Consider the following 25,350-nt stretch of genomic DNA (forward strand, 5'->3'; position numbering starts at 1 on the left):
CATGGACCTCGAAGACGTGGAGCACCTGACCGCCGGCCGCACCGCCGACGTCCGGATCGCGGGGCTGAGCAAGGTCTACGCCGGCGGGGTCGCCGCGATGGCGGACGTCGACCTGACCATCGCCTCCGGTGAGTTCGTCGCCGTCGTCGGCGCCAGCGGCTGCGGCAAGAGCACGCTGCTGCGCATCCTGGCCGGCTTCGAGCGGCCCAGCGCCGGCGTCGTCGAGGTCGGCGGGACGGCGGTCACCGGCCCCGGCCCCGACCGCGGCGTCGTCTTCCAGGACTACGGCCTGTTCCCGTGGCTGTCGGTGCGGGAGAACGTCGCCTACGGCCCGTCCCGCAAGAAGCTGCCCAAGGCCGAGGTCGCCGCCGTCACCGACCGGTTCATCGCCGCCGTCGGGCTCACCCGGTTCGCCGGGAGGTACCCGGCGCAGCTGTCCGGCGGCATGCAGCAGCGGGTGGCGATCGCCCGGGTGCTCGCCAACGACCCGTCGCTGCTGCTGATGGACGAGCCGTTCGGCGCGCTGGACGCGCTCACCCGCGCCGACCTGCAGGCCGAGCTCAAGCGCATCCACGTCGACACGAGGACGACGGTGGTCTTCGTGACCCACTCGATCGAGGAGGCTGTCTACCTCGCCGACCGGGTCGTGGTGATGACCGGCGGCGCCTCGCACGGCGTGCCCGGCTCCATCCGGCGGATCGTCCCGGTCGACCTCGCCGACCGCGACGTCACCAGCCCGGCCTTCAACGCGGTGAAGCGCGAGATCGCCGAACTGGTGCACACCGCCCCCGCCCCCGTCTGAGGCGCCGGTGGGGCCGAAGTCGCGACTTCGGCCCCACCGGCGGCGACCGACCCGTTGGGGTGAGGTCTGCTGGGACGGCTGCGGCTCCTGCCTCGGGAAGCCGATCTCACCCGCACGAGCAGTGCACCTGCGCTGCCGGATCGGCGAACAGAGGGAAGACACACGTGGCCAAGGTGCTGGTGGTGGAGGACGAGGACGTCACTCGTCTGATGCTGGAATCACGTCTGCACCTGGCCGGCCACCGCGTCCGCGGCGCCGGCTCGATGGACGAGGCCCGGGCCCTGCTCGAGCACGTCTTCACCCCCGACGTCGTCATCACCGACATGTTCATGCCCGGCGGCAGCGGGCTGTCCCTGGCCTCGGCCCTGCGCCAGGACCCCATGTGGGCCGACCTCCCGCTGATCTTCCTCAGCGGCCGGGCGCTGCCCGGGGACGTCGCAGCCGGGGCCGCACTGAACGCCGCCTACCTCGCCAAGCCGGTGTCGATGACCGCCCTCACCACGGCCATCGACACCGCCCTGGTGGACACCGCCGCCGCGCGCGACGAGGCCGTGCGCGACCAGGTCGAGGGCCTCTGGGACCTGGACGACGAGGCCGAGCGCCAGCTGCACGCGAGGCTGCTCGGCACCTTCGTCGACACCGCGCCCGAGGGGCTGTCCGCCGTCGAGGACGCCCTCCACGCCGGAGATGCCGTCGCCGTCGAGGAGACCGCCCACAAGCTGCGCGGCAGTGCCTCGACCCTCGGCGCCGGCCCGCTGGCCGAGCTCTGCGCCACCCTGGAGGAGGCCGCCCGCGCCGGCCGGCTCCCCACCCCCGGCCCGGTGATCGGCGCGCTGCGCCGCGAGCTGGAGGTCACCTGCCGGGTCTTCACCGAACTCGCCGCCGAGCTGGCGGAACCGCTCAGCCCCGCCGCCTGAGAGGCCGAGTCCTGAGGGCCAGAGTCGCGATCTCGGCCCTCAGCAGGGACGAAGGCGCGACGGCGGCCCCTCAGGCGAGGCGCTGCCGGACCCAGTCGTGGAAGGTGCCCAGGTGGTGCTCGGCCGGCACCAGCACCCCTCCGGCCGCGTACGCCCGGGACGCCATCCCCGGCTGCGTCCGCTCGCAGGCGTCGAAGTCCTGCAGGTTCACCCGGTGGAACAGCTCCACCGACCGGGACACGTCCTCCCCCGACTCGACCACCTCGGGCGCGTAGAGCCAGTCGCACTCCACCGTGGTGCGGTCGACGGCCAGCGGGGTCATCCGCAGCACGATCACGTGGTCGGGCACCAGGTTCAGGAAGACGGTCGGCTTGATCGTGGCGGCGTAGTAGCGCCGGTCCTGCTCGGCGTCGATGCCCGGCAGCGCGGCGAACCCGGCGCTGCCGTCGACGGTGAAGCCCTCGGCCCCGGCGGCGAACTCCGCCCCGTGCCCGACGAAGCTCTGCGCGGCGTAGCCGCGGGCGAACTCCGGCAGCACGTCGGTGAGCTCGGGGTGGATCGTCGCGCAGTGGTAGCACTCCATGAAGTTCTCGACGATGAGCTTCCAGTTGGCCGCGACGTCGTAGCGGATCCGCCGGCCCAGCCGCAGCCCGCCGACGTCGTAGCCCTCGATCGCGGCCGGGTCGCCGAGCCGCTCGGTGACGGCGCCGCGCACGTCCTCGGCGAAGGACGGCGGGTCGTCGGCCAGGCACACCCACGCGTAGCCCAGCCACTCCTGCAGGTGCACCGGGACCAGCCCGTTGGCGACCCGGTCGACGTCGGGCATCCGGGCCAGGTTCGGGGCGGCGACCAGCGCACCGTCCAGCCCGAAGGACCAGGCGTGGTACGGGCAGCGCAGCGTCGTCCGCACCTGCCCCGACTCCTCGGTGCACAGCTGCGCACCCCGGTGGCGGCAGACGTTGAGGAACGCCCGCAGCGCGCCGTCCCGGCCGCGCACCACCAGCACGCTCTCCCTCCCCACCTGCACCCGGCGGAAGCTCCCGGGCGTGGGCAGCTCGTCACTGCGGACGGCGCAGGTCCACATCGCCTCGAACACCCGTTCCTGCTCCCGGGCGAACACCGCCGGGTCGGTGTACCAGTGCCCGCCCAGCGTCGAGATCAGGCTGCTGCCGGTGGACTGCTCGAGGATCGTCATCGGGTGCCCTCCAGGGCGGGCCGGCGGGGGTCGAACAGGGCGATCGGGTGCTCCGTCGCGCCCGTGGTGGCGAGGTCGGCGAGGATCTCGCCGACCACCGGGACGAACTTGAAGCCGTGCCCGGAGAAGCCGCAGGCGACGGTCACCTGCGGGTGCTGCGGATGGGGTGCGATCACGAAGTGCTCGTCGGGCGTCGTGGTGTACATGCAGGTCGCCGCGGTGAGCAGCCGGCCGGGCAGCGTGGGCAACGGGCCGGCCAGGTGCTCGGCGATCGTCGCGACCTCGGCCGGGTGCACCTCGCGGTCGATGGTCTCCGGGGTGCAGAGCGAGCCGCGCCGGAAGAACGCCACCTTCGCCCCGCCGTCGGGGCCGTCGATCGCCGGGAAGCCGTAGACCTGGGTGCCGTCGGTGGCCTCGTGGATGTAGATGGGGTGCCGGTCCGGCGTCCAGCCGGCCACCCCGCCCTCGGGCTGGAACCAGTACATGACCTGCCGCTCCACCCGGAACGGGATCTCCAGCTCGGCGAGCAGCTGCGGCGCCCAGGCCCCGGGGCAGATCACCAGCGCCCCGGCGGTGTGCTCGCCCGCCGCCGTCCGCACCCGGACGCCGCCGTCCGCGGTGGCCGACCACTCCAGCGCCGGCTCGTCGAAGTGCAGTTCGGCGCCGCGCTTCTCCGCCAGCGCCAGCTGCGCGGCGACGGTGGCCTCGGGCCGGGCGAAGCCGGCGGCGGCCTCGAACAGCCCCACCTCGTCCTCGGCCGGGCTCAGCATCGGGAACCGACTCCGGACCTCCGCCGCGTCCAGCAGCTCGTGCGCCAGCCCCCACTCCTGCGCCGCGCGCAGGCTGCCGGCCACCGTCCGGCTGTCCGGCCGGCCGAGGAACACCCCGCCGGTGCGCACCAGCACGTCGGAGCCGGAGTCGGCGCAGAGCTCGTCCCACAGCTCGTAGGCGCGCAGCAGCAGCGGCACGTAGGCGGGGTCCTCGAAGTAGGCCTGCCGGGTGATCCGGGAACCACCGTGGCTGGAGCCCTGGTCGTGCGCGGGGCCGAACCGCTCCAGCCCGAGCACCCGCTGCCCGCGGGCGGCCAGCTGTGCGGCCGCGGCGCTGCCCATGCCGCCCAGGCCGAGGACGATCACGTCGTGGGTCATGTCAGCACCGCACCGTCGCGCCGGCCGGGTCGACCAGCGGCTCCACGCTGACCGTCGCCGCCACCGGCCGCCCGAACCAGTCGATGGTCACCGCGGTGCCCGGCTCGGCGTGCTCCGCGGGCAGCCAGGCGTAGGCGATCGACCGGCCGATCGTGTACCCGAACGCGGCGCTGGTGACGTACCCGACCGGCACCCCGTCGACCCGGACCGGCTCCTTGCCGAGCACCGTCGTCGCCGGGTCGTCCAGGGTGAGGCAGGCGAGCCGCCGGGGGTGCGGACGGCGGTCGAGCGCCTCCCGGCCGATGAAGTCGGCCTTGCCCGGCCGGACGGCGAACTCCAGGCCGGCCTCGACCGGGTCGTGCTCGGTGGTCATGTCCACGCCCCACGCGCGGTACCCCTTCTCCAGTCGCAGGCTGGTGAAGGCGCTGCGCCCGGCGGCCAGCACGCCGTGCTCCTGCCCGGCGGCCCAGAGCACGTCCCACAGCCGCAGTCCGGTGGCGGCGTCGGTGTAGAGCTCCCAGCCCAGCTCCCCGACGTAGGAGACCCGCAGCGCGGTGACCGGCACTCCCCCGACGAACAGCTCCCGGGCGGTGAAGTAGCGGAAGGCGGCGTTGGAGACGTCGGTGCGGGTGAGGGGCTGCAGGACGTCGCGGGCCCGCGGGCCCCACAGCCCGATGCCACACGTGCCGGTCGTGGTGTCGCGCAGCTGCACCGATCCGTCCTCCGGCGCGTGCTGGCGGAACCAGTCGAGGTCCAGCGGCCCGTTGGCGCCGACCTGGAAGCGCTGCTCCCCCAGCCGGGCCACGGTGAGGTCGCTGCGGATCCCGCCGTCGGCGGCGAGCAGCAGCGTGTAGACCACCCGGCCCACCGGCCGGTCGACGTCGTTGCTGGTCAGCCGCTGAAGGAACGCGCACGCACCCGGCCCGGTGACCTCGATCCGGGTCAGCGGGGTCATGTCGTACATCGCCACCCGCTCCCGGGTGGCGGCCGCCTCCGCCGCTGCGGTCGGCGACCACCACTGCGACGACCAGGCGTCCCGTTCGGGCAGGTCGATGCCCGCGGCGAGGGCGGCGTTGGCCTCGAACCACAGCGGCCGCTCCCAGCCGCCGGCCTCGCCGGACACGGCGCCGAGCTCGGTGTGCCGGGGGTGGAACGGGCTCACCTGCAGCGGCCGGAGCACCTGCGGCGGGGCGAGCGGGTGGACGACGTCGTAGACCTCGACGAACTGCTGGGCCCCCCGCTCGGCGACGTACTCCGGCGAGAGCTGCACCGCGGTGAACCGGTGCAGGTCGCACTCGTGGACGTCGGTGCGCGGCTGCCCCTCGACCAGCCATTCCGCCAGCGCCTTCGCCACCCCCGCCGAGTGGGTCACCCAGACCGCCTCGGCGACCCAGAAGCCGGGCAGGTCACGGTGCTCGCCCAGCAGCGGCATGCCGTCGGGGGTGAAGGAGAAGACGCCGTTGATCCCCACCTCGACCTCGGTCTCGGCCAGCCCGGGCAGCAGCGCCAGGCTCTGCTTCCAGGCGTCGCTGAAGTCGTCGGGGGTGAAGGGCAGGCAGCTGTTCTCGTGCCGCTCGGTCTCCGCGGCGGTGACCGGCATCGGGCGGTGGCCGTAGGAGCCGATCCCGATCCGGTCGCCGTGCTCGCGGTAGTAGAGGTCGGCGTCCTGGTGGCGCAGGATCGGCGCGCTGATCTCCGCGACCGCGCCGGCCAGCGCCGGCACCGGGGCGGTGGTGGCGTACTGGTGGGCCAGCGGCTGCAGCGGCACGGTCAGGCCGGCCAGCGCGCCGACGTCCGGGCCCCAGAAGCCGGCCGCGCAGACGACGACGTCGGCCGGCACGAACCCCTGGTCGGTGTGCACGCCGGAGACGCGCCCGGCGGCCGAGGCCACCCCGGTGACCCGGTGCCGGGCGAGGAACCGGGCACCCCGGTCGATCGCCCGCCGGGCCTGCGCCTCGCCGGCCGGCACCGCGTGCACCAGGCCGTCGGTGGGCACGTGCAGCCCACCCAGGACGGCGCCGGGGTCCAGCAGCGGGTGCAGCCGCGCGCACTCGGCCGGGTCGACCAGCCGGGCCTCGATGCCCCAGGAGGTGGCCAGCCCGTGCCGGCGGGCGAGCTCGGCCAGGCGTGCCGGCGTGGTGGCGACCTCCAGGCCGCCGACCGGCCGGAAGCACGGCCGCCCGTCGACGGTCAGGTCCCGGAGCTTGTCGACGGTGTAGCTCGCGAACTCGGCCAGCGTCTTGGACGGGTTGGTCTGGAAGACCAGCCCGGGAGCGTGCGAACTCGACCCGCCGGCGGCGAACAGCGGCCCCTGGTCCAGCACGGTGACGTCGGTCCAGCCCCGCGCGGTGAGCTCCTCGGCCAGCGAGCAGCCGACGATGCCGGCCCCGATGACGACGACCCGGGGAGCGCCCCGGTGGACACGCTGAGATCCGACGCCCATGGGCGGTCCTCTCGACTTGTTGCGTAGGCCGCAACTGCTCGCGGTATGCGCAACAGCCTCAGCTCCCGGGAGAGGTGTCGTCAATGCCCTTCGGGCGTGTCGTCGGCGCGTCCGCCGAGATGTTCACAGCGCTGGAACAAGCGACCGCGGAGCGTGCACGCGAATGGAACGTGCGCCCCTCAGCCGAGCCGGGAGGCGATCTCCGCCGCCGCACCGCACACCTGCTCGGCGACCGCGGCGAACCGTGCGGGCGGCAGCCGGTAGGCCGGGCCGGAGACGCTGAGCGCGGCCACGAGCTGCCCGTCGGCACCGCAGACCGGCGCGGCGACCGCGTTGAGCCCGGCCTCCAGCTCCCCCTCGGTGGCCGCCCAGCCCCGCTCGTGCACCTCGGCCAGCGCGGCGGCGAGCGCCTCGGCGTCGGTGATCGTCGCCTCGGTGAACCGGTCCATCGGCCCGGTGAGGACCGTGCGGGACAGCCCCGAGGGCCCGAAGGCGAGCAGCACCTTGCCGCTGGAGGTGGCGTGCAGCGGCGTCCGCCGGCCCACCCAGTTCAGCACCCCGACCGAGGCACTGCCGCGCACCTGGCTGACGTTCACCACGCTCTCCCCGTCGCGCACCGCGAGGTTGACCGCCTCGCCGAGCTCGGCGGACAGCCGCTCGCAGATCTCCCGCCCGAGCTGGGTCAGCTCCAGCTGCGCCGCGCTCGCCCCCGCCAGCCGGACGAGCGCGAAGCCCAGCCGGTAGACGCCGCGCTCACCGTCCTGCGCCACGAAGCCACGGCTCTCCAGGGTGCCGAGCAGGCGGGACGCCGTGGACTTGTGCACCCCGAGCTCCCCGGCCACCTCGGTCACGCCGGCCGTCCCCCGGCGGGCGAGCACGTCCAGGATCTCCAGCGCCCGGTCGACCGACTGGACCGGTCCGGCGGCGGTCGACTCGTTGCGCATGAGGCGACCCTAGGGGCGGGGTCACCCCCGCCCCGGACCGCGTGAGCGGTGCCCGGGATCGCCACCACGGGCCTGGCCTGGTGGGATGGGGCGTCCCGGACCCGCCGGGCAGGGCACCAGGAGGAGACGCATGCACCCGGACGGTCAGCTCCTGGGCGGGCGCTACGAGCTCACCTCGCTGATCGCCACCGGCGGCATGGGCCAGGTCTGGCAGGCCCGCGACACGGTCCTCGAGCGGGACGTCGCGGTGAAGGTGCTGCGCAGCGAGTACACCGGCGACCCGACGTTCCTGGCCCGCTTCCGGGCCGAGGCCCAGCTCGCCGCCCGCCTGGTGCACCCGAACATCGCCACCCTGTTCGACTACGGCGAGATCCCACCCGCCGGCCCGCGCGACGAGCACCTCGCCTACCTGGTGATGGAGCTGGTGCGCGGCGAGTCGCTGCCGACCCTGCTGCGCCGCGACGGCCGACTCAGCCCCGAACGGACCCTGGACGTGCTGCGGCAGAGCGCCGCCGGCCTGGCCGCCGCGCACGCCACCGGCGTCGTGCACCGCGACGTCAAGCCCGGCAACGTGCTCATCGGCGCCGACGGCACCGTCAAGATCACCGACTTCGGGGTCGCCGTCTCCGGCTCCACCGTGCCGCTCACCCAGACCGGCCAGGTCATCGGCACCCCGCACTACCTCTCTCCCGAGCAGGCCCAGGGCGAGCGGGCCACCGCGGCCAGCGACGTCTACGCCCTCGGCATCGTCGGCTACGAGTGCCTGGCCGGCCATCACGCGTTCGACGCCGAGAGCTCGCTGCAGGTCGCGCTCATGCAGATCCGGGACGACGCAGCTCCCCTGCCGGACGACGTCCCGGCGCCGGTGCGCCAGCTCGTTGCCGCGGCGATGGTCAAGGACCCGGCCCAGCGCTTCCCCGACGCCGCCGCCTTCGGCGCCGCGATCGACGACGTGCGCGCCGGCCGACCGCTGCAGCCGACCGACCGCACGACCGTGCTCCCCGCAGCCGGTGGCGGAGCACCGTCGCCGAGCACGCGGGTCATGCCCGCGGTCGGCGGGGCCGCGACGGCCGTCGGGGTGGGTGCTGCCGGCGTCGGTGCCGGCGCAGCCGGACCGGGTCCCGAACGGGCGCGGGAGGGCAGGCGCCGACGACTGCTGTTGCCACTGCTCGGTGCGCTCATCGCGGCCGCCCTCGTCGTCGCCGGGTTCCAGCTGCTCGGCGACGACGCGACGGACACCTCCACCACGACACCGACGACGAGCGCCGAGCAGACCGCCCCGACCACGTCCACCGCCGAGGAGACCACCGCCCCCAGTGCGGTGCTGGTCGAGGTGGACCCCGACGACTACCTGGGCCGGCGGATCGGCGACGTCGAGGCCGACCTGATCGGGCTCGGCCTGTCCGTCCGCGCCGTCCCGCAGCAGACGGCCGACGCCGACGAGGGCGCGGTGCTCGCCGTCTCCCCGGCCGGCGAGCTGGCCGAGGGGGCCGTCGTCACCGTCACCTACGCCACCGCGCCGCCCACCCCGACCCCCACCTCCAGCCCCACCGACGACGGCGACGAGGACGAGCCCGACGAGGGCGGTGGGAACGGCACCGGAGGTGGCGGGAGCGGAACCGAGGGCGGCGGGAACGGCGACCAGGGGAACCAGGGCAACGGCGACCAGGGCAACGGTGACCAGGGCAACGGGAACGACGACGGGCAGGGCGACGGCGACGGCTGAGCCGCAGACCACTGCACCAGCACCCAGTTCTGCCAGCACCCGGTTCTGCAGAGCGCGCACTCCCGCCCCAGGAGTCCCACACCGCAGCGGGCGAACGGGCAGGATGTGCCGGTGCACCCGAACGGTCAGCTCCTCGGCGGGCGCTACGAGTTGCAGACGCTGATCGCCTCCGGCGGCATGGGCCAGGTGTGGCAGGCCCGCGACACGGTGCTCGGCCGGGACGTCGCGGTGAAGGTGCTGCGCAGCGAGTACACCGCCAACGCCACCTTCCTCGCCCGGTTCCGCGCCGAGGCCCAGCACTCCGCCGGGCTGGTGCACCCGCACATCGCCACGCTGTTCGACTACGGCGAGGTGCTGCCCGACGCCTCCCCCCGCGGCGAGCACCTCGCCTACCTGGTGATGGAGCTGGTCCGTGGCGAGTCGCTGGCGACGCTGCTGCGCCGTGAGCGGCGACTGTCCCCGGACCGCACGCTGCGGGTGCTCCGGCAGTGCGCCGCCGGGCTGGCCGCCGCGCACGCCGCCGCCGTCGTCCACCGGGACGTGAAGCCGGGCAACGTCCTGCTCGCCGACGACGGCGGGGTCAAGCTCACCGACTTCGGGGTGGCCGTCTCCGCCACCAGTGTGCCGCTGACCGTCACCGGCGAGGTCGTCGGCACGGCCCACTACCTCTCCCCCGAGCAGGCCAGCGGCACCCGCGCCACCCCGGCCAGCGACGTCTACGCCCTCGGGCTGGTGGGCTACGAGTGCTTGGCCGGGTACCGAGGCTTCGACGGTGGGGACGCGGTGGAGGTCGCGCTCCGACGGATCCGCGAGGTTCCGCCGCCGCTGCCCGACGACGTCCCGGCGCCGGTGCGCGCGCTGATCGACCGGGCCATCGCCAAGGACCCCGCCGACCGGTTCGCCGACGGCGCCGCCCTCCGCGCCGCCATCGACGACGTCCTGGCCGGCCGGCCGGTCGGCGGGCCGGACCCCGAGCCGCGCACGGCGGTGATGCCCGCGATCCGGACGGCGGAGTTCCCGGCGGTGCGGACGCCGGCCCCGCTGCCGCCCTTCCCGGCGACCCAGGGCTACGCGCTCCCCCCGGCCGAGGACGAGGACGACCTCGACGCCGAGCCCGGACGCCGCCGTCGCTGGCCGTTCCTGGTCGCCACCCTGCTCGCCTTCCTGGTCGCGATGGGGAGCACCTTCGGCCTGCTCCAGCTCGCCACCGACCGCGCGGACCCGCAGCCCGTCGCCCAGCCGGCCCCCACCGCCGCACCGGCGCCCCCGAGCGAGCCGGTGGTGCAGCTGGTCTCGCTGTCGACGGTGGACTACGTGGGCCGACCCGTGGCCGAGGTGCAGGCCGAGCTGGTCGAGCGGGGGCTCGTCCCGACGCTGCGACCCCTGCAGACCGGCGACGTCGCCGACGGGTCGGTGATCGCGCTGGACCCGGTCGGCCAGGTGCTGCCGGGGGCCGCGGTGACCCTCACCCACGCGGTCGCCCCGCCACCGCCACCGCCACCACCACCACCACCCGCCCCCGAGCCGGCACCCGCCCCGGCACCCGCGCCGACGCCGGCGGCCGAGCCCGCGCCGACCGAGGACGCCGAGCTGGACCGGGAGGCCATCGAGGAGGCCGTCGAGCGCTGGCGGGAGCGGCGCCGGGACCGGGACGACTGACCACCCGACCCGACGTGTGTGGTGCGCGGTCGGATCGGGCACGCCGGATGCCATGGCCGACCAGTTCACGTTCACCGACCCGACCACCCGGTACCGCACCGACGGGTTCCCCGAGCAGTCCCAGGACGCCCCGGGCCTGACCACGGACCTGCAGCCCGGTGCCGACCACGGCGAGCAGAGCTACCGCGGCACCGGCCGGCTGACCGGCCGCAAGGCACTGGTCACCGGCGCCGACTCCGGGATCGGCCGCGCCGCCGCGATCGCCTTCGCGCGGGAGGGCGCCGACGTCGTCCTCAACTACCTGCCCAGCGAGCAGACCGACGCCGAGCAGGTCGCCGAGCTGATCGAGGAGGCCGGCCAGAAGGCCGTGCTCGCCCCTGCCGACGTCTCCGACGAGGACGCCGCGCGAGCGCTGGTGCACACCGCGCTCGACCAGCTCGGCGGGCTGGACCTCATCGCCAACATCGCCGGCAAGCAGACCTACGTCGACGACCTCGCCGACGTCACCACCGAGCAGTTCGACCGGACGTTCAAGACCAACGTCTACGCGCTGTTCTGGATCGTGCAGGAGGCGCTGCCGCACCTCCCCGCAGGTTCGACGATCATCAACACCAGCTCCATCCAGGCGTACCAGCCCTCCCCCGGCCTGGTGGACTACGCCACCACCAAGGCCGCGATCAACACGATGAGCAAGGCGCTGGCCCAGCAGCTGGCGCCGAAGGGGATCCGGGTCAACGTGGTGGCCCCGGGCCCGTTCTGGACGCCGCTGCAGGCCTCCGGCGGCCAGCCGCCGTCGGCGTTGCCGGAGTTCGGTCAGGAGACTCCGATCGGGCGCGCCGGGCAGCCGGCCGAGCTCGGCCCGGTCTACGTCTTCCTCGCCTCCCCCGAGTCCAGCTACGTCTCCGGCGAGACCCTCAACGTCAACGGCGGGATGCCGACGCCCTGATCCGGCACCCGACGTCTCCGACCCCGACCTCAGCAGCGCGGCGTGCCGGGCGGGGTGCGGAGGGTGCGCACGCGCCGGGCCCGCCCGCCGAGGGGTCGCCCCACCAGCGGTCGGGCCGGCGCGGGGGGACCCTGGTCCTCGCGGCGGTGCCGCCCGGGCGTCGCCAGGGAGGAGCACGGAGATGCACGCCAGGACCACCACGGTGCGCGGTGACCCGCAGGCCGTCGACGACGGGATCGACTACGTCCGCGAGGCGGTCTGGCCGATGCTGCGCGGGATGAGCGGCTGCGTGGGCATGTCGATGCTGGCCGACCGGGACGCCGGCCGCTGCATCGTCACCGCCGCCTGGGCCACGGACGAGGCCATGCGCGCCAGCGCGGTCGCCGTCGGCGAGCTCCGCGACCACGCCGCCGGGGTCATGCGGGCGGAGTCCATGCAGGTCGCCGAGTGGGAGATCGCCGTCCTGCACCGGGAACACCCCACCGGCGACGGCGCCTGCACCCGGGTCGTCTGGGCGGAGGGAGACCCGGCAGACCTCGACAGCATGGTCGATGCCTTCCGGATGAGCCTGATCCCGTGGATGACGGAGCTCCCCGGCTTCTGCAGCACGAGCCTGCTGGTCGACCGGGGCACCGGTCACGCCGCAGCGGCCGTCACCTACGCCGACCGGGACGCGCTGGAGCGGTCCCGGAAGACGGGGTCGGCGATGCGCCGTGAGTTCGTCGCGGCCACGCGCGTGCAGGTCACCGAGGTCGCCGAGTTCGACCTGGCGGTGGCGCACCTGCGGGTGCCGGAGATGGCCTGACCGGCGGAGCCGCCCCTCACCGACGGCGAGGTCTCCTCGGCGCTCCTTGACAAAGACCCTTGCCACACCAGCAAACTGGGCGGCATGAGCGACGACGTCGATGCGGTGGTCCAGGCCGTGGGGCCGCGGCTGCGCGCCCTGCGCCAGCAGCGCGACACCACACTGACCCAGCTGTCGGAGACCACCGGCATCTCGGTCAGCACCCTCTCCCGTCTGGAGTCCGGGCAGCGGCGGGCGACGCTGGAACTGCTGCTCCCGCTCACCCGCGCCCTGCAGGTCCCGCTGGACCAGCTGCTCGACGAACCGCCCTCGCGGGACCCCCGGGTCCAGCTGCGCCCGGTCGAGCGCCACGGCATGACCATGCTGCCGCTCACCCGCCGGCCCGGCGGGCTGCAGGCCTACAAGATGATCATGCCGCCGGGCCACCCCGCCGGCGAGGTGGAGCTCAAGACGCACGAGGGCTACGAGTGGCTGTACGTGCTCAACGGCCGGTTCGTGCTCTTCCTCGGTGACCAGCGGCTGGAGCTCACCCCGGGCGAGGTCGTGGAGTTCGACACCCACGTGCCGCACGCACTGACCAACCCCGGCCCGGCCCCGGTCGAGCTGCTGGCCCTGTTCGGTCCACAGGGCGAACGGATGCACGTGCGGGCCCGACCGCGCGGGAGCAGCGCGTAGCCGGTCGCTGCCGGGATCACCGCTCACCGAGCGAGACGCCGCGGTGTCCGAGAGGCTGGTGCCCCCGGGCCTGAGACAACGGGCCGCCCCGTTCACCCTGGAGGTACGCCTTGCCCGCACGCGCACCCAAGGAGATCGCCCAGGTCGCCGCCGCGACCGGGGCGAAGAAGACCCGCCGCACCTGGGACAAGGTCCTGGTCAGCGCCTTCCTGGCCGGTGCCTACATCGCCTTCGGTGGGCTCGTCGCCATCGTCGTCTCCTCCGGCCTGGACCCGGAGACCTGGGGGACGCTGCCGACGCTGTTCACCGGCGCGACCTTCACCCTCGGCCTGGTGCTCGTGCTCGTCGCCGGCTCCGACCTGGCCACCGGCAACATGTCCCTGGTCCCGCTGGGCGCGATGCGCGGCAAGATCGACTTCGGGGACGTCGCCAAGAACCTGACCCTGGTGCTGATCGGCAACCTGGTCGGGGCGATGTTCGTCGCCTTCTTCCTGGCCGTGGAGACCGGGGTGATCGGCGACTCGGGCGCCACCGGCACCGGCGCGCTCACCTACGAGCGGCTGGCCTCCATCGCGGAGGGCAAGGCGCTGGACGAGACGGCCTGGCAGACGTTCCTCCGCGCGGTGGGGTGCAACTGGCTGGTCTGCCTGGCGGTGTGGATGTCGCTGGCGGCCACGACCGTCTCGGGCAAGATCCTGGCGATCTTCTTCCCGATCATGGCCTTCGTGGCGATGGGCTTCGACCACGTCATCGCCAACATGTTCTTCCTGCCGGCGGCGATCTTCGCGGGCGTCGACATCGGCTGGGACGACGCGGGGCTCAACTGGCTGCTGGCCGGGGCGGGCAACCTCGTCGGCGCAGTCGTCTTCGTGTCGACGTCCTACTGGTACCTGTTCCTGAAGGACCAGCCGGAGGACGACGAGGAGCAGACCGAGCAGCCGGTCGAGCCCGCGGAACGGGGCTGACCCCTCCACCGAACGCCGACGGCGGCGCCCCACCTCGGTGGGACGCCGCCGTCGTTCCGTTCCGGAGCCGATCAGCCTGGGATCAGGACTCGGCGCCCTCCTGCTCCGCTCGCCCCTTGCCCTTGCCCTGGTCGAGGACGTCGGTGCCCGGGCCGCCGATCAGCGTGTCGCTGCCGTTGTCCCCGCGCAGCTCGTCGTCCCCGGCGCCGCCGAGCAGGACGTCGTCCCCGTTGCCACCGCGGAGCACGTCGTCCCCGTCGCCGCCGCAGATGACGTCGGCGCCGTTGCCACCGGTGATGGTGTCGTCGCCGCCCAGCCCCATGATCACGTCGACGCCGTTGCCGCCGCGGAGCACGTCGTCGCCCTCGGTGCCGACGAGGGTCGGCTCGAGGCCCTGGCAGAGCAGCGGCTCCGGCTCCGGCTCCGGCTCGACAGTGGCCTCCTGGAGGTCGATGCCGAGCAGCAGCGGGTCGTGGTCGCTGGAGCGGTAGGGGTCCGCCGCGTACAGCTCCGGGTCGCCGGCGTACTGGTAGGCGAAGGACTCCACCGAGTTGATGTTCCAGTGCACGACGTCGGTGACCTTCGCCGCGAGCTCGGCCGTGGCCAGCGCGTGGTCCAGCGAACCGGACAGTGCGTTGAACACGTAGCTGTACCGGCCCGGGTCGAACTCCTCACCCAGGTTGACGAAGCCCTCGTCGCGGAGAGCCTCGATCGGGTCCTCCTGGGTGTAGGCGTTGAAGTCGCCCATCAGCACGACGTCCGGGTCGCCGGTCTGCGCCTCCAGCCGGTCGCCGAAGGCCGCCAGCGACTCCGCCTGCCGCATCCGGTCGCCGTTGAAGTTGCCCTGCCCGTCGGTCTCGGCGTTGTCCCCGGTGCCGGTGCCGCCCTTGGACTTGAAGTGGTTGGCCACCACGGTGAAGGCGTCGCCGTCCGCGGTGAACGTCTGGGCGATCGGCTCGCGGGCATTGGACCAGACCGACTCGTCGACCAGGCCGACCGAGTCACCGACCGGCGTGACGGCGGCGGGCTGGTAGATGATCGCGTTGCGGATGACGTCCCGGTCGACCGCGTACAGCTCCTCCGGGAAGGCGACGTAGGCCCACTTCTGGCTGCCGGCGTCGGTGTTGAGCCGGGTCACCAGGTCGGCCAGCGCGGTGTCCGCGTTGCCCGGGGTCAGCCCGGTGGAGTCGGTGTCCTCGATCTCCATCAGCGTGACCACGTCGGCGTCCAGCGCGTTGATCGCCGGCACGATCTTGCCGGCCTGCTCCTCGAACTCGGCCTGGTTCGGCGCACCCCGGCCGACCCCACCGAAGGTGAGGAAGTAGTTGAGCACGTTGAACGCGCCCAGCTGGACGTCGCCGCCGACCTCGCCCGGCGCGGCCGGACGGGTGTTCTGCGGCGCGAAGACGCCGTCCGCGGTGCCGTCGGCCGGCTGCAGCCGCCAGGCGTCGAAGCCGTAGCCGAGCACCAGCGGCTCGGTGGAGGTCAGCTGGTCGCCCACCCGCACCGGGGTCTCCGGCGACAGGTACGGGGCGGTGGTGACGCTGACCCGGCTGCTCTGCGCGTCGTCGAGGACGATGCGGCGCAGCGCGTTCTCCGCCGCGATCGCGTCCGCGCCGGCGCCGGGGCGGGCCAGCTCGGTGGGCTGCACCAGCAGGCCCCCCTCCGACAGGGTCAGCTCGCCGTAGCTGGTGAGGGCGTAGACCTCGCTGACGGTCAGGATGTCGACCGGGGCGACCAGCATGCCCTCGACCCGCTCACGGGCGGCGTCGTCGGCCGGCAGGTCCAGCAGGGTCGCCGCCGGCAGGTCCGCGACGGTGCCGTCGGCGCAGATGCCGACGTTCGCCTCACCCCGGACCTGGGTCTGCTCGAAGTACTCCTCGGCGGCACCGGTCACCGCGACCGTGTCGCCCAGGTCGACCTCGACCGAGGAGAAGACGAAGACGCCGTCGGAGGTGGCCGGGTCGCCGTCGCCGTCGGCGTCCTGGAGGTAGAAGCCGGAGAGCCCGGGCACGTCGCCGACGACGACGCCCTCCACGGTGACCGTGGCGCCGTCCAGCGGCGTGGTCGCAGCCGCGCCCTGGACCTCGCCGATCTCGTGGGTCACCGGGGCGTCACACACCTCGCCGGCGGCCGGCGGCGGGTCCACCGGGCCGGGGGCCGTGGAGTTCACCGCGCCCTTGGTGGCCGCGGCCGGGCCGGACCAGACGAGCGCGTCGGCGGCGGCGTCGTAGCTGCGCGACAGCGACTGCCCGACCGGCGTGCTGCCGGCTTCGGCGACCCCGATGTCGGTGCTGGTGAGCCCGTCAGCCGGGCCGCCGACGGCGGTCATCGTGCCCTCGTAGGAGAGGAACTCCAGCACCTCCGTGCCGCGGACCAGTGCGATCGCGTCCGGGGCGCCGTTCTGGATCCCGTTGGCGGGGTAGTCGACGACGGCCACGGCCGGGGCGTCCTCCGGTGCGGTCACCACCGGGAGCGCGTCGGTGTCGTACACCGTGCCGTTGCCCCCGTTGTAGAGCACCACGGACAACCCGTCCGAACCGGTGCCGGCGGGGAGCTGGACCTCGACGAACTCACCGGTGTCGGTGCCGTCGTTGTCGTAGTGCACCTCGGAGACGAACGGCGCGGTGGGCGGTGCCGCGGCCGCGACGGCCGGGACGGCGACGACGCCGAGGACCGCCGCGGAGGCTGCGGCGGCGCCCAGGGCGGCGCGCCGCGCCGACGTGCGGGCAGTGCCTGGAGGGAGGGGCACAGAGGTTCCTCTCGGAGGGGGACGAGCGGTCAGCGGGCACAGCGTGGGCTCGCGCCGTGAACGACACGCTGACGGTATGTGACAACGCAGTGACACGCCGCGCTCTGCTGTCCCACCCCGGCGCGGCGCGCGGGGTGTCGCGCGACCGGCCTGCGCCGCTGCCCTCGCCGGTCACCTCCGGGCCCCGGTACCCGCGACGTCCACCGGACGCCGGGACCCGATTCAGTCGGTGGGGTCCACCGGAGCGTCGTCCCGGGTGGCGTCGTCCCGGGTGGCGTCCTGCTGCCTGCGGAAGCGCAGCGACTCCACCAGCACGTAACCGAACACGACGGTCCACGCGAAGCTCAGGAAGGCCTCGCCCCACTCGCCGTCGACCAGCCCCAGCACCAGCGCGACCAGGTTGTAGGCCACCGCCACGCCCGCCAGCAGCTGCACTCCCCGGTTGCCGAACCAGGGCGGGCGGAAGGGGGCGGCCATGCCCAGAGGCTAGCCCGGCCCGGGCGCCGCGCGGCCGCCGATCGGCCCCGACGGCGCGCCACACCCTGCGGCGGGACCTGCAGTCGGCGAGGCTGGTGGGGTGAGCACCAAGAAGCAGAGCGGCAGCGGATACGTCGAACCCGGCCAGGACTACCAGCGGGACCAGAACTACATCACCGACCGGATCACCGCCGACGGCGACAGCCGCTGGCCGGTGGAGGCCGGTCGGTACCGGCTGGTCATCGCCCGGGCGTGCCCGTGGGCCAACCGCGCGGCGATCGTCCGGCGGTTGCTCGGCCTCGAGCAGGCCATCTCCATGGGGATCTGCGGGCCCACGCACGACGAGCGCAGCTGGACCTTCGACCTCGACCCCGGCGGCCGCGACCCGGTGTTGGGGTACGAGCGTTTGCAGGAGGCGTTCTTCGCCCGCGACCCGGAGTACCCGCGCGGCATCACCGTGCCGGCGATGGTCGACATCCCGACCGGGTCGGTGGTGACCAACGACTTCAAGCAGATGACGCTGGACTTCTCCTCCGAGTGGACCGCGTTCCACCGCGAGGGCGCCCCGGACCTCTACCCCGAGCACCTGCGGGCGGAGATGGACGAGGTGATCGAGCGGATCTTCACCGAGGTGAACAACGGGGTGTACCGCTGTGGCTTCGCCGGGTCGCAGAGCGCCTACGACAAGGCCTACGAGCGGCTGTGGACGGCGATGGACTGGCTGGAGGAGCGGCTGACGACCCGCCGGTTCCTGATGGGCGAGACCATCACCGAGGCCGACGTGCGGCTGTTCACCACGCTGGCCCGGTTCGACGCCGTCTACCACGGCCACTTCAAGGCCAACCGCAACAAGCTGACCGAGCTGCCGGCGGTGTGGGGCTACGCCCGCGACCTCTTCCAGACCCCGGGCTTCGGTGACACCACCGACTTCCCGCAGATCAAGGAGCACTACTACGTGGTGCACGCCGACATCAACCCGACCCAGATCATCCCGATGGGCCCGGACACGTCGGTCTGGCTGACCCCGCACGGTCGCGAGGAGATGGGTGGCAGCCCGTTCGGCGACGGCACCCCGCCCGGCCCGCCGGTGGAGGGTGAGGTCATCCCGCCCGAGCACGGCCCCGGCGGCATCGGCCACCGCTGAGCGCGCCGCGGCCCGGGACCCCTGGTTGGCTGACCACGGCGTCCCGGGCAGCGGAGCCCGCGGACCGAGGAGAGGTGGCGCAGTGGTGCACAGACTGATCGTCCAGTACGGCCAGCCGACCGACCCAGCGGAGTTCGACCAGCACTACCGGGACGTCCACGTCGGGCTGGCGCAGGCGATCCCCGGCCTGCTCCGCTTCACCGTCGGGCACCCCCGGTCGATGGACCCCACGGCCGCCGGCCCCTACCTGATCGCCGAGCTGGACTTCGAGTCCGCCGACGCGATGGGGGCCGGCATGGGCTCCGAGGCCGGCCGCGCCGCCGGTGCCGACGTGGCCACCTTCGCCACCGGCGGGGCGTCCATGTCGAGCCTCGACCTCGATGACCTCAGCCCGGCGGGCTGAACCCACGGACGTGCTGACCGGCCGGCCGGACCTGGCGCTCCCCAGCGCCGGGCCCGACCCGGTGCCGTGGAGCACCGCGCTGGCCGCCGTCCTCGGGTACGCGCGGGGACGGCGGCCGCTGCGGTACCGCTCCCCCAACGAGCGCGAGGGCCGGTGGGTGCAGGTGCCGGCCTTCGGCTACGACCGGTACGACGCCCGGCCGGTCCGGACGGGGCCACTGGGCGACGAGGACGTGCTGGTGGCCGAGGGGCTGCACGGCCGGCTCGACCCCGGCGGGTGGTCGGTGGTCCGCGCGGCCCTCGACACGGCCCAGCCCGTGGCCGACGCGCTCGCCGCACGCGCGGCCGGGCGCACCTTCTGGGAGCTGCCGGACGACGAGTTCTCGGTGCTCGGGGAACCGGGCACCGTCGGCGCTGCCCTGCGCGGTCTGGGTGAGCTGGCCGAGCCGCAGCGGCGGCACGTGTCGGCCGCGCTGCACCACCGCCGTCCCGATCTCGTACCGCTGCTGCACCGCGCCACCTGGCTGCAGACGGTGCCGCACCTGCGCGAGGGCGACAGCGGGACGGCGGCGGTCGTGCACCGCGAGCTCCGGGCGAACGAGGCCGCCTTCACGGCGCTCGAGGAGGCGGCTGCCGTGCTGCTCGACGTCCCGCTGACCCGGCTGCGGCTGCACGACGTGCTGGTGTGGCTCAGCGGCACGTTGCGGCTCACCACCGCGGTGGCGCTGGGCGAGGCGACGGAGGAGTGGCGGCGGTCGCCGTGCGCGACCGGCTGACCGGCCCGGTCAGCGGCCCGCAGCCGCCCGCGCCCGGGACCGCAACCGGGCACCCACCTTCTCCAGGGTCGGCGCCGGATCGCGCAGCTGCCAGACGCTGGTCGTCGCGCCGGGCAGCCAGCGCAGGGTCGACGCGACGTCGGTGACCAGCCCGCCGCGCCGCTCCACGCGGGCCCGGCGCAGGTCCCCCGCGGTCCAGAGGAACCGGGCTCCCGGTGCGGCATCGGGCAGCGGTGGCAGCGGCAGCCCCAGGACCTGCCGCCCCCACGCATCGGGGAGGTTCGCCCCGGCCGCGTTCGCCAGCGCCATGGAGCCGAAGAACCGGCCGTTCAGGTCGATCAGGTGCGAGACGCCGTCCGGCCCCCGCAGGAACTGCAGCTCCACCAGACCGGACCAGCCGAGGTCGGCCAGCAGGGCCTCGGCCCGCCCGGCCAGGCCCTCGTCGACCGGCAGCGTCACGGCGCGACAGGAGACGCCGCTGGGCGTCGGCCACAGGTGCGGGGACCGCTGGTGCACCCGGCCGACCAGCCGACCCTCCTGGACCAGACCGATCAACGCGGTCAGCTCCCCCTCGACCGGCTGCTGGAGCAGCGGCTCGAGCCCGGCCGCCCGGAGTCGCTCGATGCGCCCCGCGGCCGCGGTGACGTCCGGGTAACGACGGGCCTCGATCCGGTGCGGGTGGGCGTGCTGGGGCCGCCAGTGCGCCCGGCACTTGACGACGACCGGGCCCTCCCAGCCGGCCACGGCCGACTCGGTCGCCACGTCCGTGCGCGGCGCGGCCAGCCCCACCGAGCGGGCACGCCGGGTGAGCCCGACCTTGTCCAGTGCCTCGTGCACCACCTCGGCCGACGGGTGCGGCACCACGGCGGGCACCTCGTCGCGGTGCACGGCGAGCGCGGCCATCCAGTCGTCGCCACCACCGAAGACGACGTCGTAGCCGCCGTCCCGGACGGCACGCCGGACCCCGTCGAGGAAGGGGCCGATGTCGCCACGCGGTCGCGGCACCACGTGGCTGCGGTCGCAGCACCGGGACGCAGTCACCATCCCGGCGCCGTCCGGGGTGCCGACCCCGACCACCCAGCCCGCCCGGTGGAGGGCACGGGCGGCGGCCAGCGAGCCACGCGCCCGACCGTTGGTCAGGATGAGCGCGCGTCCACCGGCTGTCACGCCGCGACGCTAGCAACGCCGGTCCGCTCAGCTCAGGCCACACCTGTTGCACACCACCCTGCGGTGGGCCACGGGCCGGCCACGACGCCACCGCCTCTTCGAGGAGCGGAGGGTGCGCACGGGTCACCGGGCCGTGACGCAACGCCGAGCGCAGCGACCACGATCCGTTCCCCGACTGCCCCCACCCCGGGGACACGAGCACAGTTCCCTGCACGGCGGTGCCGCCGGGGGTGGCGCCGGAGGCGAGGAGACACCCATGTACGCACGGACGACCACCCTCCGCGGCAACCCGCGCGCCCTCGACGACGCGATCGAGTTCGTCCGGGAGGAGTGGCTGCCGGCGACGACCGACCTCCCGGGCTGCACCGGGCTGTCGATGCTCGTCGGCCGCCGCACCGGTCGCTGCATCGTCGCCAGCGGCTGGGCGGACGAGCAGGCGATGCTGGGCAGCGCCGAGGGCATGCGCCGCGACCGCGCCCGCCTCGGCCAGGTGCTCGGAGCCGTGCCGGTGGTGGCGCAGTGGGAGGTCGCCGTCATGCACCGGGTGCAGCACGCCGGTGACGACGCCGTCTGCCGACTCATCTGGAGCTCCCGCCCGAACCCGGCCGCGCTCGACGACGACGTCGCCACCTTCCGGATGGCCATGCTGCCCCGGATCGAGGAGCTCACCGGCTTCTGCAGCGCCAACCTGATGATCGACCGGGTGTCCGGCAACACCGTGCTGGCCGTCGCCTACGCCGACCGGGAGGCGATGCTGGTCGCCGGCCAGCGCGCCGACGCGCTGCGCACGGAGTACGCCCGGGCGATGGGCGGCCGGATCACCGAGGTCGCCGAGCTCGACCTGGCCGTCGCCCACCTGCGCATCCCCGAGACCGTCTGACGCAGCGGCCACCTCGCCCCTGCGAGGTGGCCGCTCCCACACGTCACCGGGTCGCGGAGCCCGTCGTCACAGCACCCGGGTCAGTGCCGGCCAGAGGGCGTCGGGGCCGTCGGCGAGCAGCCCGGCCCCGAGCACCCGGGCCCACGCCGTCTCGGTGCCGGCCTCGTCCCGCCACGACCAGCAGCGCCGGGTGAGGTGGTGCAGCCGGTGCTCCTGGGTGAAGCCGATCGCGCCGTGCACCTGGTGGGCCAGCCGGGCCACCACCTCCACGGCCGCGCCGGCGCGCACCTTCGCCGCCGCCGCGGCCAGCACCAGCGACTCCCCGCGCTCGACCGCCTGCACCGCCGCGTCGACCAGCGCCGCCACCGCCGTCACCTCGCCGGCCATCTCGGCCAGCTCCATCTGGATCGCCTGGAACCTGCCCAGCGGCCGGCCGAACTGCTGCCGCTCTCCCGCGTACTGCACCGTCCAGGTCAGCACCTGCTGCAGCGCCGCCGACAGCTGCACCGCCCGGGCCAGCGCGTACCGCGCCCGCAGCTGCTCGGCCTGCGCATCGCTCAGCAGCGCCCCGGCCGCGGTCACCCCCTGCAGCACCAGCGAGCCGCGCGGCTCCCCGGCCAGGTTGGCCGCGTGCGTGGTCTCCCGGCCGGTCACGTCGACCAGCGCGAGCACCGGCCCGACCGGGCTGGTGGCCAGCACGGCGAGGTGCTGGGCGACCCCGGCCCACGCGACGTCGGTCGCCGTGCCGGTCAGCGTCCAGCTCCCCGGGCCGTCGCCGTCGTCCCGCGGCTCGGCGGTGACCGCGCCGTCCACCGCGATCGACAACGGCTCGTCCGGGGAGGGCAGGTCGAGGCCGGCGGCCAGGACGGCGGGGGCGGCGACCAGCAGCTGCTCGGCCACCGGCACCGCCGCAGCCCCCGCGGCCAGCGCCCCCACGACCGCCACGGCGTCGGCGAGCTCCCCGCCGGAGCCACCGGCCTGCTCGGGCAGTCCCACCCCGGTCAGCCCGGCCTCGGCCAGCGTCGACCACAACCCGGCGTCCCACGGCCGCTCGGCGGTGAGCACGAACGGCTCGAACTTCGTCAGGACGTCCCGGACGGTCTCGACGACCAGGTCCACGTCGGAGGAGCTCATCGCAGTCCCAGCCCTCGTGCCACGATCCCGCGCAGGATCTCGTTGGTGCCGCCGCGCAGCGTGTAGCCGGGCGCGTGCAGCTGCGCCTCGGCCAGTGCCCGGCCCAGCGGGTCGGGTGAGTCCAGGGACGCCGGGACGTCGACCACCCGGCGCACCTCGTCGATCACGTCGGCCTCGAACGTCGTCCCCACGTCCTTGACCAGGGCGGCCGGGATGTCCGGGAGCTCGCCACGGTCCAGTGCGCCGGCGATCCGCAGCGACAGCTGGCGCAGCGCGAGCAGCCGGGCCGACAGCCGGCCCAGGGTGGCCAGCTGTGCCGGGTCCCGGTCCTCGGCCGCGCGCCGGGCGAACTCGGCGATCAGCGGGTAGGTCGACAGGAACCGCTCCGGCCCGGACCGCTCGAACGCCAGCTCCGCGGTCACCTGGTGCCAGCCCGCGCCCTCCTCCCCCAGCAGCATGTCGCCGGGGATGACCACGTCGGTGAACACGACCTCGTTGAAGTGGTGACCGCCGTCCAGGATCCGGATCGGGTTCACGGTGATCCCGGGCAGCGACAGGTCGACGAGCAGCTGGGAGAGCCCCGCGTGCCGGTTGGCCGGGTCGGCCGGCGCGGTGCGCACCAGGGTGATCGCGTAGTGCGAGTGGTGCGCGTTCGACGTCCACACCTTCGCGCCGTTGACCACCCAGTCGCCGTCGCCGTTGCGGGTGGCCCGGGTGCGGATCGAGGCGAGGTCGGAGCCGCTGTCCGGCTCGCTCATCCCGATCACGAAGTAGCACTCCCCCGCCGCGATCAGCGGCAGGATCTCCTGCCGCTGGGCCTCGGTGCCGTAGCGCAGCAGGTTGGGCCCGGACTGCCGGTCGGCGATCCAGTGCGCTGCGACCGGGGCACCGGCGGCGAGCAGCTCCTCGGTGACCGCGTAGCGCTCCATCGCCGTCCGCTCGTGCCCGCCGTACTGCTTCGGCCACGTCATGCCCAGCCAGCCGCGCTCGCCGAGCTTGCGCGAGAACGCCGGGTCGACGCCGGACAGCCAGGTGTCCACGTGCGTGCTGAAGCTCCCGGCGGCCAGTTCCGCGGCGAGGAACGCGCGCACCTCGGCCCGCACCTCCTCGGCCGCGGCCGATCGCGGCGCAGGCGCCAGCGTCAACGAGTTGCTGCCCATGCAGTGCTCCCCACGTCGGTGTGGTGCCCGGTCTCGCGCTGGGTCCGGTGTCGGTTCTACCGGCTGCGCTGTGTCCCGGCCCGCTGGGGGGCAGGCTGACCGGGTGACCGATCCCTTCCCCCTCTCCCGGTTCGTCGACGCGCAGGACTCCGGCGGCACCTACGACCAGGCACTCGCCGAGCTGCGCGCCGGGCGCAAGACCAGCCACTGGATGTGGTTCGTCCTCCCGCAGCTCGCCGGCCTCGGCAGCAGCGCGATGGCCCAGCGGTACGCGATCAGCGGGCTGGACGAGGCACACGCGTACCTGGCCCACCCGGTGCTCGGGCCCCGGCTGCGCGAGTGCGCCCGGACGCTGATCGGGCTGGACACCGGTGACCCGGTCGCCGTCCTCGGGTCGATCGACGCCCAGAAGTTGCGCTCGTCGATGACGCTGTTCGCCCGGGCCGCCCCCGAGGAGCCGGTCTTCGGCCAGGTCCTGGACCAGTACTTCGCCGGCGCCGAGGACGCCGCGACGACGTCCCGGCTGTAGCACGCCCGCCGGCCCTACGGTGCCGCCATGAGCGAGGACACCCCTTGGGAACCGCCCACCGCCGGCACCGAGGCCGAGCACCTGCTCGGGGCGCTGGACCGGCTGCGCACCACCTTCCGCTGGAAGGCCGCGGACCTGGACGCCGCCGGGCTGCAGACCCGGATCGGCGCCTCCACCCTCACCCTCGGCGGCCTGCTCAAGCACCTGGCGCTGGTGGAGGACGACGTCTCCACCAGCCGGCTGAGCGGCGCGCCGATCTGTGAGCCGTGGGGGGCCGACGCGGCCGAGGGCGACTGGGCCTTCACCTCCGCCGCCGGCGACTCCCCCGAGCAGCTCTACGCGCTCTGGGACGGCGCGGTCGCCCGGTCCCGAGCCCGGTTCACCGCCGCCCTGGCCGAGGGTGGGATCGACCAGCGGGTCCACCTGACCGGCCCGGACGGCGAGCACGCCGGTCTGCGCCGGCTGCTGTGCGACCTGGTCGAGGAGTACGGCCGGCACACCGGGCACGCCGACCTGCTCCGCGAGGCCGTCGACGGGCTGGTCGGTGAGGACCCGCCGCCCGGCTGGCGTCCGCGGCTGGGCCGGCTGCCGGTCGGTGACCGACTCCCAGGGGGGGCAGCGGACAGCCGCCCACTGTCCTCCGGCACGAGGGTTGACAGGCGATGGCTAATGCTATTAGCTTGGAGCTAACAGCATTAGCCACC

At 74.4% G+C, this 25,350-nt stretch carries 23 protein-coding genes; 14 read left to right on the forward strand and 9 right to left on the reverse strand.

Translation table 11 applies throughout. The annotated features are described in order from the left end of the window. Position 1 precedes the first annotated feature (1 nt). Positions 2-802: an ABC transporter ATP-binding protein gene (locus tag O2V61_RS21260; protein ID WP_269185260.1), complete on the forward strand. Its 801-nt coding sequence runs from the start codon at positions 2-4 to the stop codon at positions 800-802. A 164-nt stretch (positions 803-966) separates the two neighbouring features. Beyond that, the gene (locus O2V61_RS21265; protein WP_269185261.1) at positions 967-1,719 is read left to right on the forward strand and encodes an Hpt domain-containing response regulator; all 753 of its coding nucleotides are present in this window, start codon (positions 967-969) and stop codon (positions 1,717-1,719) included. Between the two features lie 70 nt (positions 1,720-1,789). Here O2V61_RS21265 and O2V61_RS21270 read toward each other — a convergent pair whose 3' ends face one another. The 4 genes from O2V61_RS21270 to O2V61_RS21285 form a co-directional block, all read right to left on the reverse strand. Next, positions 1,790-2,914 (reverse strand): aromatic ring-hydroxylating oxygenase subunit alpha, encoded by a 1,125-nt coding sequence (locus tag O2V61_RS21270; protein ID WP_269185262.1) that lies wholly within the window; start codon positions 2,912-2,914, stop codon positions 1,790-1,792. Next, positions 2,911-4,062 carry an N-methyl-L-tryptophan oxidase gene (gene solA, locus O2V61_RS21275; protein ID WP_269185263.1) on the reverse strand — a complete coding sequence of 384 codons (1,152 nt, stop codon included), beginning with the start codon at positions 4,060-4,062 and terminating at the stop codon, positions 2,911-2,913. Before solA ends, O2V61_RS21270 begins: the two co-directional genes overlap by 4 nt. A 1-nt stretch (position 4,063) precedes the next feature. Further along, entirely contained in the window at positions 4,064-6,505 is a 2,442-nt protein-coding gene (locus tag O2V61_RS21280) for a GcvT family protein (RefSeq protein ID WP_269185264.1), read from the reverse strand. A gap of 179 nt (positions 6,506-6,684) precedes the next feature. Beyond that, positions 6,685-7,449, reverse strand: a complete 765-nt coding sequence (locus O2V61_RS21285; RefSeq protein WP_269185265.1) for an IclR family transcriptional regulator — start codon at positions 7,447-7,449, stop codon at positions 6,685-6,687. A 130-nt stretch (positions 7,450-7,579) separates the two neighbouring features. Here O2V61_RS21285 and O2V61_RS21290 point away from each other — a divergent pair, with 130 nt between their 5' ends. From O2V61_RS21290 to O2V61_RS21315, 6 genes are all read left to right on the forward strand, one after another. Continuing rightward, a complete protein-coding gene (locus O2V61_RS21290; RefSeq protein WP_269185266.1) occupies positions 7,580-9,175 on the forward strand; it encodes a protein kinase domain-containing protein in 1,596 nt (531 codons plus the stop codon). A 111-nt stretch (positions 9,176-9,286) separates the two neighbouring features. Further along, positions 9,287-10,834, forward strand: a complete 1,548-nt coding sequence (locus O2V61_RS21295; RefSeq protein ID WP_269185267.1) for a protein kinase domain-containing protein — start codon at positions 9,287-9,289, stop codon at positions 10,832-10,834. A 52-nt stretch (positions 10,835-10,886) separates the two neighbouring features. Continuing rightward, positions 10,887-11,780 (forward strand): glucose 1-dehydrogenase, encoded by an 894-nt coding sequence (locus tag O2V61_RS21300; protein WP_269185268.1) that lies wholly within the window; start codon positions 10,887-10,889, stop codon positions 11,778-11,780. Positions 11,781-11,961: 181 nt separating this feature from the next. Beyond that, complete coding sequence (locus tag O2V61_RS21305; RefSeq protein ID WP_269185269.1) at positions 11,962-12,585, forward strand: antibiotic biosynthesis monooxygenase; 624 nt, start codon at positions 11,962-11,964, stop codon at positions 12,583-12,585. An 84-nt stretch (positions 12,586-12,669) separates the two neighbouring features. Beyond that, the gene (locus O2V61_RS21310; RefSeq protein WP_269185270.1) at positions 12,670-13,260 is read left to right on the forward strand and encodes a helix-turn-helix domain-containing protein; all 591 of its coding nucleotides are present in this window, start codon (positions 12,670-12,672) and stop codon (positions 13,258-13,260) included. A 110-nt stretch (positions 13,261-13,370) separates the two neighbouring features. After that, on the forward strand, positions 13,371-14,225 hold the full coding sequence (locus O2V61_RS21315; RefSeq protein WP_269185271.1) for a formate/nitrite transporter family protein: 855 nt from the start codon (positions 13,371-13,373) through the stop codon (positions 14,223-14,225). Between the two features lie 82 nt (positions 14,226-14,307). Here the strand turns inward: O2V61_RS21315 and O2V61_RS21320 are convergent, their stop codons facing one another. Further along, a complete protein-coding gene (locus O2V61_RS21320; protein WP_269185272.1) occupies positions 14,308-16,977 on the reverse strand; it encodes an ExeM/NucH family extracellular endonuclease in 2,670 nt (889 codons plus the stop codon). A gap of 222 nt (positions 16,978-17,199) precedes the next feature. Further along, the gene (locus tag O2V61_RS21325) at positions 17,200-17,454 is read right to left on the reverse strand and encodes a hypothetical protein (protein ID WP_269185273.1); all 255 of its coding nucleotides are present in this window, start codon (positions 17,452-17,454) and stop codon (positions 17,200-17,202) included. Between the two features lie 100 nt (positions 17,455-17,554). Here O2V61_RS21325 and O2V61_RS21330 point away from each other — a divergent pair, with 100 nt between their 5' ends. The 3 genes from O2V61_RS21330 to O2V61_RS21340 all read left to right on the forward strand — a co-directional run bounded on the left by O2V61_RS21330 (position 17,555) and on the right by O2V61_RS21340 (position 19,776). Next, positions 17,555-18,598, forward strand: coding sequence for a glutathione S-transferase family protein (locus tag O2V61_RS21330; RefSeq protein WP_269185274.1), 1,044 nt, complete (start codon positions 17,555-17,557; stop codon positions 18,596-18,598). Positions 18,599-18,680: 82 nt separating this feature from the next. Further along, positions 18,681-19,001 (forward strand): EthD family reductase, encoded by a 321-nt coding sequence (locus tag O2V61_RS21335; protein ID WP_269185275.1) that lies wholly within the window; start codon positions 18,681-18,683, stop codon positions 18,999-19,001. Next, complete coding sequence (locus tag O2V61_RS21340) at positions 18,979-19,776, forward strand: DUF6308 family protein (protein ID WP_269185276.1); 798 nt, start codon at positions 18,979-18,981, stop codon at positions 19,774-19,776. The genes O2V61_RS21335 and O2V61_RS21340 overlap by 23 nt, the downstream gene beginning before the upstream one ends. Before the next feature lie 9 nt (positions 19,777-19,785). On the opposite strand, the gene O2V61_RS21345 is transcribed toward O2V61_RS21340, so the two are convergent. Beyond that, the gene (locus O2V61_RS21345; RefSeq protein WP_269185277.1) at positions 19,786-20,943 is read right to left on the reverse strand and encodes an ATP-grasp domain-containing protein; all 1,158 of its coding nucleotides are present in this window, start codon (positions 20,941-20,943) and stop codon (positions 19,786-19,788) included. A 256-nt stretch (positions 20,944-21,199) separates the two neighbouring features. Here O2V61_RS21345 and O2V61_RS21350 point away from each other — a divergent pair, with 256 nt between their 5' ends. After that, the gene (locus O2V61_RS21350; RefSeq protein WP_269185278.1) at positions 21,200-21,823 is read left to right on the forward strand and encodes a hypothetical protein; all 624 of its coding nucleotides are present in this window, start codon (positions 21,200-21,202) and stop codon (positions 21,821-21,823) included. 66 nt (positions 21,824-21,889) lie between these two features. Here the strand turns inward: O2V61_RS21350 and O2V61_RS21355 are convergent, their stop codons facing one another. Both O2V61_RS21355 and O2V61_RS21360 read right to left on the reverse strand, forming a co-directional pair. Beyond that, on the reverse strand, positions 21,890-22,957 hold the full coding sequence (locus tag O2V61_RS21355; protein WP_269185279.1) for an acyl-CoA dehydrogenase family protein: 1,068 nt from the start codon (positions 22,955-22,957) through the stop codon (positions 21,890-21,892). Next, positions 22,954-24,117, reverse strand: coding sequence for an acyl-CoA dehydrogenase family protein (locus O2V61_RS21360; RefSeq protein WP_269185280.1), 1,164 nt, complete (start codon positions 24,115-24,117; stop codon positions 22,954-22,956). The genes O2V61_RS21355 and O2V61_RS21360 overlap by 4 nt, the downstream gene beginning before the upstream one ends. A gap of 103 nt (positions 24,118-24,220) precedes the next feature. On the opposite strand from O2V61_RS21360, the gene O2V61_RS21365 reads away from it, so the two are divergent. Both O2V61_RS21365 and O2V61_RS21370 read left to right on the forward strand, forming a co-directional pair. Next, positions 24,221-24,646: a DUF1810 domain-containing protein gene (locus tag O2V61_RS21365; protein WP_269185281.1), complete on the forward strand. Its 426-nt coding sequence runs from the start codon at positions 24,221-24,223 to the stop codon at positions 24,644-24,646. 27 nt (positions 24,647-24,673) lie between these two features. Continuing rightward, positions 24,674-25,336, forward strand: coding sequence for a mycothiol transferase (locus O2V61_RS21370; RefSeq protein WP_269185282.1), 663 nt, complete (start codon positions 24,674-24,676; stop codon positions 25,334-25,336). Positions 25,337-25,350: the final 14 nt, after the last annotated feature.

Origin of the sequence: Modestobacter sp. VKM Ac-2985 (assembly GCF_026967925.1) — a bacterium.
GTDB lineage: Bacteria > Actinomycetota > Actinomycetes > Mycobacteriales > Geodermatophilaceae > Modestobacter.